The organism is Pseudomonas sp. TJI-51 (genome assembly GCF_000190455.2).
Taxonomy (GTDB): Bacteria; Pseudomonadota; Gammaproteobacteria; order Pseudomonadales; family Pseudomonadaceae; genus Aquipseudomonas; species Aquipseudomonas juntendi.
This window is the reverse complement of record NZ_AEWE02000163.1, coordinates 1-7,157: the sequence shown is the minus strand read 5'-3', so window position 1 is coordinate 7,157 and position 7,157 is coordinate 1. Positions and strand designations below refer to the sequence as shown.

General features: G+C 63.1%; 9 protein-coding genes. 3 read left to right on the top strand and 6 right to left on the bottom strand.

Annotation, left to right across the window (positions count from 1 at the left end):
* Positions 1-253: 253 nt before the first annotated feature.
* Entirely contained in the window at positions 254-895 is a 642-nt protein-coding gene (locus G1E_RS25790) for a TetR/AcrR family transcriptional regulator (RefSeq protein ID WP_033691401.1), read from the top strand.
* A 146-nt stretch (positions 896-1,041) separates the two neighbouring features.
* Complete coding sequence (locus G1E_RS28110; protein WP_084728225.1) at positions 1,042-1,941, top strand: RHS repeat-associated core domain-containing protein; 900 nt, start codon at positions 1,042-1,044, stop codon at positions 1,939-1,941.
* On the opposite strand, the gene G1E_RS25785 is transcribed toward G1E_RS28110, so the two are convergent.
* Entirely contained in the window at positions 1,938-2,714 is a 777-nt protein-coding gene (locus tag G1E_RS25785; RefSeq protein WP_009686981.1) for a class I SAM-dependent methyltransferase, read from the bottom strand. The genes G1E_RS28110 and G1E_RS25785 overlap by 4 nt on opposite strands.
* A 103-nt stretch (positions 2,715-2,817) precedes the next feature.
* Here G1E_RS25785 and G1E_RS25780 point away from each other — a divergent pair, with 103 nt between their 5' ends.
* Positions 2,818-3,438 (top strand): hypothetical protein, encoded by a 621-nt coding sequence (locus G1E_RS25780; RefSeq protein WP_009686982.1) that lies wholly within the window; start codon positions 2,818-2,820, stop codon positions 3,436-3,438.
* 2 nt (positions 3,439-3,440) lie between these two features.
* On the opposite strand, the gene G1E_RS25775 is transcribed toward G1E_RS25780, so the two are convergent.
* The 5 genes from G1E_RS25775 to tsaB all read right to left on the bottom strand — a co-directional run bounded on the left by G1E_RS25775 (position 3,441) and on the right by tsaB (position 6,952).
* Positions 3,441-4,127 (bottom strand): extensin family protein, encoded by a 687-nt coding sequence (locus tag G1E_RS25775; RefSeq protein WP_009686983.1) that lies wholly within the window; start codon positions 4,125-4,127, stop codon positions 3,441-3,443.
* Positions 4,127-4,957 (bottom strand): oxaloacetate decarboxylase, encoded by an 831-nt coding sequence (locus G1E_RS25770; protein WP_009686984.1) that lies wholly within the window; start codon positions 4,955-4,957, stop codon positions 4,127-4,129. Before G1E_RS25770 ends, G1E_RS25775 begins: the two co-directional genes overlap by 1 nt.
* A gap of 28 nt (positions 4,958-4,985) precedes the next feature.
* On the bottom strand, positions 4,986-5,855 hold the full coding sequence (locus tag G1E_RS25765) for a DUF72 domain-containing protein (protein ID WP_033691403.1): 870 nt from the start codon (positions 5,853-5,855) through the stop codon (positions 4,986-4,988).
* Positions 5,856-5,858: 3 nt separating this feature from the next.
* The gene (locus G1E_RS25760; protein WP_009686986.1) at positions 5,859-6,146 is read right to left on the bottom strand and encodes a hypothetical protein; all 288 of its coding nucleotides are present in this window, start codon (positions 6,144-6,146) and stop codon (positions 5,859-5,861) included.
* Between the two features lie 131 nt (positions 6,147-6,277).
* Positions 6,278-6,952, bottom strand: coding sequence for a tRNA (adenosine(37)-N6)-threonylcarbamoyltransferase complex dimerization subunit type 1 TsaB (gene tsaB, locus G1E_RS25755; RefSeq protein WP_009686987.1), 675 nt, complete (start codon positions 6,950-6,952; stop codon positions 6,278-6,280).
* Positions 6,953-7,157: the final 205 nt, after the last annotated feature.

The window sequence follows — 7,157 nt, the reverse complement described above, 5'->3', positions numbered from 1 at the left end:
GGCGGCGGGGGCGGCGGCTTCCTGTTCACACGCCGCCAGAAGCACGGCGACGGCGGCGGGCAACGCGATGGACAAGGCCTGGCGCAACATGATGAATCCTTTCGCAGAGGGTACTTCGAATATTTGTACTGGCGGGTATATTAAGTCAGGGAACTGCTGCCGAGAAGCCAGCGTCGATAAGAATCACCTGACGATGGCTACGAGCACTGCTGGAAACCGCTCCAGCCGGTAATATGAGAGCTTGATCAACCACATGCAGACCACAATGCCCAACGACGCACCCATCGGCCCAGGCCGGCCCAAGGACCTGGCCAAGCGCGAGGCTATTCTCGAAGCTGCCAAGTCGCTGTTCTTAAGCCTTGGCTACGCCAACACCAGCATGGATGCGGTCGCTGCGGCGGCAGGTGTTTCTAAGCTCACCGTGTACAGCCACTTCACCGACAAGCAGACGCTGTTCTGTTCAGCGGTCATGGCCACTTGCCAGATCCAGCTGCCGGACCTGTTGTTCGAGTACCCAGTCGGTGCGCAGGTCGAAGACGTGCTGCTGAATATCGCCCGTGGTTTCCAGGCGCTGATCAGCAGTGACGAAGCGGTCAAGCTCAGCCGCCTGATCATGGCCCAAGGCAGCCTGGACCCGAGCTTTGGCCAGTACTTCTACGAAGCCGGGCCCAAGCGCGTGCTGGCAGGGATGGAAGCGCTGCTGCGCGGGGCGGATGAGCGCGGGCTGTTGCGCATCGACAACCCGCTGCGTGCGGCGGAGCACTTCTTCTGCCTGGTCAAGGGGGCACCGGATTACCGCTTGCTGCTGGGGTGCGCGGGGCCGCTGCAGGGCGACGAGGCCGAGGCGCATGTGCGCGAGGTGGTGGGGGTGTTCTTGCGAGCGTACCGACCCTGAAAGCATCTTCTGGCATACGCGGTCTGTAGGAGCGCGGATGCCAGTGCCTGTGCCCCCCAACCGGCGTACTACCTGACATTTTTGCCAGTATCCGACCAGGTACACTCTGGACATACTCTCATGAAGCCCCACATGAGCGCACCACCATGTCCACTCAAACACTTAAGCTCTTTTATAAGGGCAGCAAACTCTCGACAGTGCACTCAGGCAGTGCTCATTGTTCAGTTGTCAGCGCGAATAACCAGAACCTGTGCGAAACAAACAGCCAAACCACGCAAACACAGCTTTTGGCCACCGATGCCCAAGCGTCAACCGTTACCTCCCATGCAGGAAGCCAAACGGCCATTGCCTACAGCCCTTATGGCGGTGATAGTTTACCGGCCGCTCACCCGATACTGTCCCGCTTTACCGGGCAAACTTGGCTACCCTCTGCCATAGGCTACTTGCTGGGTAATGGTCACCGCCTGTTCAATCCTGCGCTGATGCGCTTTCACAGTGCGGACAGTTTCTCGCCATTCGCTAGAGGTGGCCTTAACACGTATGCTTACTGCGGCAACGACCCCATCAACAGGGTGGACCCTACCGGCAGATTTTTCGGAAGGCTGTTCAAAAAGCTTAACCAGCGCTATCGGTACAATAACCTGGCTCCACGCCTGGATGAATCGAGTCCTAACCTATCTAGAAATGAATACAACGCGCTGTCAAAGTCTATTAATAAACGCCAACTCCGAGCTCAGAGTAAGCTAGAACGCGGAATTACTCATGGACTTCCCTATACAACAGGGTATGCACTGGAAGAAATAAACATTCTTAATAACCAACAGACAATACTGGGCCTTTTGCCCGCAGACAAAAACGGGCGTTTTAATTTTGACACTACCCGACCAACGCAAAAAACGCATGCACACAGTGCAGTCCATGCCGATCCTCCCCGTACACTCGCTGAAGAAATACTAAGCAGCCATACAACCATTGACCCTTCCATTCCGGAAGATATGGTACACGAAGAGCTGCTAGAACGTCTGAGACGCCTGCGTGAGGATTAGGCCTTCAACGCCTTCTTCGGATATATGTCATACCGGCTCGACTTACCCTCCAGGCTATGGCTCGGCTTCGGCCCGTCGATGATCGGCGCCTTGCGCGGCCGCTTCACCACCACCCGGTGGCTGGCCAGCGCCAGGGCGGCTTCAAGCAGGGCCGGGGCATCCAGGTCATCGCCGACCAAGGGCCGGAACACGCGCATCTCCTTTTTCACCAGGGCGCTCTTGTCGCGGTGCGGGAACATTGGGTCGAGGTAGATCACCTGCGGCGCCTCGCCTTCCCAACTGCGCATGCGCTCGATGGCATTACCGGTCAGCAGGCGCATGCGCCCGACAATCGGCCCCACTTCTTCATCCAGCCGGGCGCGCGCCAGGCCATCTTCCAGCAGCGCGGCTATCAGCGGCTGGCGTTCGATCAGGGTCATCTGGCAGCCCAGGCTGGCCAGCACAAACGCATCTTTGCCAAGCCCCGCCGTGGCATCCAGCACCTGCGGTCGAACGCCTTGGGCGATGCCCACGGCCTTGGCGATCATCTGCCCGTTGCCACCGCCAAACTGGCGCCGGTGCGCGGCCTGGCCTTCGACAAAGTCCACCCGCACCGGCCCCGGTGCCTGCGGGCCCAATTGCTGGATCTGCAAACCATCAACGCCCACCTGCACGGCAAATCCGGCATCATCGTCCTGCAACGGCAGCGCCAGGCGCTCGGCCCATGCAGCGGCCTGCCCTGCGAATTCGGCCGTTAGCGCCTCGACCCGGATACCTGTGCCCTGCTCTTCCATCTTCAACACCTAGAAATTGAACCCCGCCGTTAAGGTATCGGCCGCCACGGCCGATACAGGCAATATCCCGCTATTCTGCCAGAGCACAACGCGCGCGACTGCCATGTCAGATACTCTTCCCATCGGCTTGACCTATTTGTCGCCTGTCGGCAACTACAGTCAGCACAACACCCAGGCACTCGGGGGCGTCAGCCACCTGTGGCAGGATTTTTTCGCCCGGGCCATGGCCGAGCGCCAGGAAGAGCCGGTAGACAGCATCAGCCAGTCGTTCGTGAAGTACGACCAGGACAGCGGCGAACCGATCGGCGGCGCCCGCGCGCTGGCCATGATCCACGCGCAGCGCGCCTGCCCGGTGCAGGATACCCGCGTAGTCCCACCCGAGCCGCTGTTTCTACCCAAGGCCGAGCTGGAAGCCAGCCTCTTGCCGCCGGCCCCCGAGCCTTTCAGCGCCATCGAACTGATCGAACAGCAGCGCCAGCTCGACATCAACAACAGCTGGCTGCGCCCGGTGGTGATGAGCCAGGGTCAGCCGCTGCCCGAGCCCGGACCGGGCCCTAGCCCACGCCCGCTGTTCCTGCCCATCGCCGAACTGGAAAGCGACTTGTTGCCACCCGCCGCCGAACCGTTCGACGATGCCACGCTGAGCAAGCAGCAGACCGACCTGGCATTCGACCTCCACTGGGCGCGCCCGGTGGTGCTGAACAACGTGCGCGCCTACGCCTGACCTTAGCGGCAGACCTGCCAGCGGCCCATGTCCAGGTGGAAGTGGTTGTGGTGCGCGGCATTGTAGTCGGGCCCCAACACAGTGCTGAAGCTTTGGCAGGCAGCCTGCTGCACCTCGCGCAGGAATTGCGCCTTGGCCCCACCCGCCTGCCAGTCACGCGCCAGAACGATGCGCTGACCGTCCTGCAGGCGAAAGCCGCTGATGTCCAGGGCATTGGCCGTCGCGTGCTGGCTCAGGCGGCCTTGCTTGCGGTGGTAGACGTTGCGGCAGGCAAAGCTGCCCACATGGTCGACCTGGGTCACCGGCTGGCCCAACACCCGCTGCGCGACAGGCTGCAAGGCGTGGTGTTCGAACAGTGCATACGCCACCGCCAGTGGGCAGCTGGCCAGAAAGCTGCTGCTCAGGCGCGCCTTGCCGGCTTCGATACGCCACACATTTTCCAGCGGGCAGTTGGCCGAGGCCGGGCTGTCGGCCTGTGCCCGGTAGCGCAGTTGGCTGGTGGCCAGTGCCTGGCGGCACAGCGCGGAGTCATCCCGCAGCCGCGAGAGCTTGTAGGGGGTCAGCCAATTGGGTGGTTGGCGCACATCCAACGGCGCCCAGGGGTTCCACGGCGCGGGCAGGCGCCAGCCCAGTTGCCAGGCAAGCACGGCCAACAACAGCAGGCCGGCCAGCAGCGTCAGGGCCCGCATCAACGGCGGAACAGGTCGTTGAGCTGAGCGAACGGCAAAGCCTGGTCTGCGTAGCCGAAGGTGCCCTGGTCATGGACTTCCAGCGCGGCCCGCTGCAACGCACCCAGGGCCGCGCGGGCCAGCGACGAGCCAAGGCTGATGCGGCGCACGCCAAGGTCCTGCAACTGGTTGACGCTCAACGCCACGCCGGCCATGCCCATCAGCACGTTCACCGGCCGCGGGGCCACGGCCTGCACCACCGCGCGCACTTCTTCCACCGTTCGCAGGCCAGGCGCATACAGCACATCGGCCCCCGCTTCGGCGTAGGCCTGAAGGCGCAGGATGGTGTCGTCCAGGTCCATGCGCCCGTGCAGCAGGTTTTCTGCACGGGCGCACAGCGTGAACGGGAACGGCAGGCTCCGGGCAGCCTGCACTGCGGCGCGTACACGCTCCACCGCCAGGCCGATATCATAAATGGGCGCATCATGGCGGCCGCTGGCGTCTTCGATAGACCCACCCACCAGGCCAACCTCGGCGGCACGCAGAATGGTCTGCGCGCAGTCCTCGGGCAGGTCGCCGAAGCCGTTTTCCAGGTCGGCAGCCACCGGCAACGCGGTGGCGTCGACGATTTCACCGGCGTTGTCCAATGTGTCGTCCAGGCTCAAGGCCCCTTCGGCATCCGGGCGGCCCAGGCTGAAGGCCAGGCCGGCGCTGGTAGTGGCCAGCGCTTCGAAGCCCAGGCTCGCCAACAGCCTGGCCGACCCGGCATCCCACGGGTTGGGGATGACGAATGCACCGTCACGCTGGTGCAAGGCCTTGAAGGCTTCGGCTCGCAGGGTTTGCACATCCATGGTGGAACCTCCGGCAGTCAGAGAAGGGTCACAGTAGCCCCAGTTGTTCGACCTCGGGTGCGCGCGGCAATTCCGGCAGCGCGGCAAGGCCCGGCAAACGCAGCATCAGGCGCTGGTGAAAATGCCGGGCAAGTGCCGCCGCCAGGCGGTTGTCCGAGGTATGCAGGAAGATATAGGGGCTGCGGCCTTCTTCGATCCAGCTGGCCACCTTGTCTACCCACGGGGTGAGAAACACGTCGTTGGCTTGCAGTTCCGGGTGGCCGATGAAGCGTACCTGCGGGTGCTGGGTAAAGGCGGCCGGGCGCGGCGACACCTTGGGCTTTTTCGACTGCGCATGCAGCACGGCAGGGTCACGCGAAGTGCAGCTGAACAGCGCGCGCGGGTCGAGGCAGATACGCTCGACGCCGCGCTCGTGCAGTACCCGGTTGAGCATGCGCTCTTCTTCACCCTTGGCGAAAAACGCCTGGTTACGCACTTCAACTGCCACGGGCACCGACAGCTCATCCAGAAAATGGCACAGCTCGCCCAGGCGCGCAGGGCCGAACTGGGCCGGCAATTGCAACCAGTAGGGGGACACCCGCCTGCCCAATGGCGCCATCAACCGGGTGAAATCGAAGGCAGGCTCCAGCTGGTCGCGCAGGTCACCGGCGTGGCTGATGTCGCGGGGGAACTTGGCGGTGAACCGGAAATGCTCGGGCATTACCTGTGCCCAGCGGGCAAGGGTGCCAGGAGCAGGCCGGGCGTAGAAGGTGGTGTTGCCCTCGACCGCGTTGAACACCTGGCTATAGAACCCCAGCATCTGGCCGCTGCTGGCGTCAGCGGGGTACAGGTAGTCGCGCCAGGCGTTTTCACTCCATGACGGGCAACCGAGAAAGTAAGGCAGGGGTGATGGACTCATCCATCAAATGTACAGGTCGAGCCCTAGTACTTCCATGTCCCAGTCGGTAAAACCGGCGGTACTCAGGTAACTGGCCAAGGCATTGGCGGTACGCCGGTCACGGGCGCGAGGGAAAACCATGTCCTGCTGGCGGGCTGGCAGGCCAGCGCCAAGGCGGCGAGCGGCGGGCTCGGGTGGCGCGGCTTCAAGGTCATCGACGACCTCAGCATCATCGACCGCATCCTCGCGCACCGCGGCCTTGCGCGGCGTGCGCTTGATCGGGTACTGCGATGAGAAACCGTCGATACGCATGGCATGAGCACTCGGGATCAATGATGGCAATTTAGCAGCATCAGAGCTCAGTCGCTAATGCTTCATTGATAACTGGACCACAGATTGCAAAAAAGGTTTTAGTGTGATCGGCAATAACCGACGGACAGCAGCTATTGCTGCTTCGGGGTAGCAACATTGTCGCGCAGATACACCGGCTGCGCCTGTTCGGCGGTAACTGCCTCGCCACGCGCCCAGGCAAAACCGGCCAGGGCCAGTACGTCCACAGCGCTGGGCAGGGCCTGGGCATCGCTGGCCGCGACTTTCACTGCCAGGCGTTCGGCATAACCCCAACCCGTGCCGGCACCGAACCAGGCACCGGTGCTCTCTAACGGCAGCGCCACCTGCTCGGGTGGCAACACGGCCTCCCTGCCGACCAGGCGCATTTCCCCCGCCGTGGCCTGGTAGCACCCCCAGTACACCTCGTCCATACGCGCATCGATGGCCGCGGCGACCTGCTGCACGCCCTGTTCGCGCAACGCGCCCTGGGCCAGCGCGGCAAGGTTGGAGACCGGCAGCACCGGGCGCTCGAGGGCGAACGCCAGCCCCTGTACCACACCAATCGCGATACGCACACCGGTGAACGCACCCGGGCCCCGGCCAAAGGCGATGGCATCGAGCGCATTCAGTGCCACGCCGGAATCGGCCAGCAACTGCTTGATCATCGGCAGCAGCTTCTGGGCATGCATGCGCGGGATCACCTCGTAATGGCTGGTTACCTTGCCGTCATGCAGCAGCGCAACGGAACAGGCTTCGGTGGCGGTATCCAGGGCCAACAGGGTGGTCATCGAACGGGTATCCAGGTGCGAAGAAAAAGTGCGGCATTATAGAGCAGCTGCGCCGTTGTGTCCCCAAGGGGCCGCTGTATGGCCACTTGACACGGTCCCAGTAGGAGCGGCCTTGTGTCGCGATGGGGCGCGCAGCGGCCCCGGCGATTTCTGCGGCGAAGCTCACTCTGCGGCGAAGCTGAAATTGTGGGGCCGCTGCGCGCCC

Bases quoted from the DNA above. Each gene is read 5' to 3' on its own strand.
- G1E_RS25790 (WP_033691401.1), top strand. From the start codon at position 254: ATGCAGACCACAATGCCCAACGACGCACCCATCGGCCCAGGCCGGCCC.
- G1E_RS28110 (WP_084728225.1), top strand. From the start codon at position 1,042: ATGTCCACTCAAACACTTAAGCTCTTTTATAAGGGCAGCAAACTCTCG.
- G1E_RS25765 (WP_033691403.1), bottom strand. From the start codon at position 5,855: ATGAGTCCATCACCCCTGCCTTACTTTCTCGGTTGCCCGTCATGGAGT.
- G1E_RS25775 (WP_009686983.1), bottom strand. From the start codon at position 4,127: ATGCGGGCCCTGACGCTGCTGGCCGGCCTGCTGTTGTTGGCCGTGCTT.
- G1E_RS25760 (WP_009686986.1), bottom strand. From the start codon at position 6,146: ATGCGTATCGACGGTTTCTCATCGCAGTACCCGATCAAGCGCACGCCG.
- G1E_RS25780 (WP_009686982.1), top strand. From the start codon at position 2,818: ATGTCAGATACTCTTCCCATCGGCTTGACCTATTTGTCGCCTGTCGGC.
- G1E_RS25770 (WP_009686984.1), bottom strand. From the start codon at position 4,957: ATGGATGTGCAAACCCTGCGAGCCGAAGCCTTCAAGGCCTTGCACCAG.
- tsaB (WP_009686987.1), bottom strand. From the start codon at position 6,952: ATGACCACCCTGTTGGCCCTGGATACCGCCACCGAAGCCTGTTCCGTT.
- G1E_RS25785 (WP_009686981.1), bottom strand. From the start codon at position 2,714: ATGGAAGAGCAGGGCACAGGTATCCGGGTCGAGGCGCTAACGGCCGAA.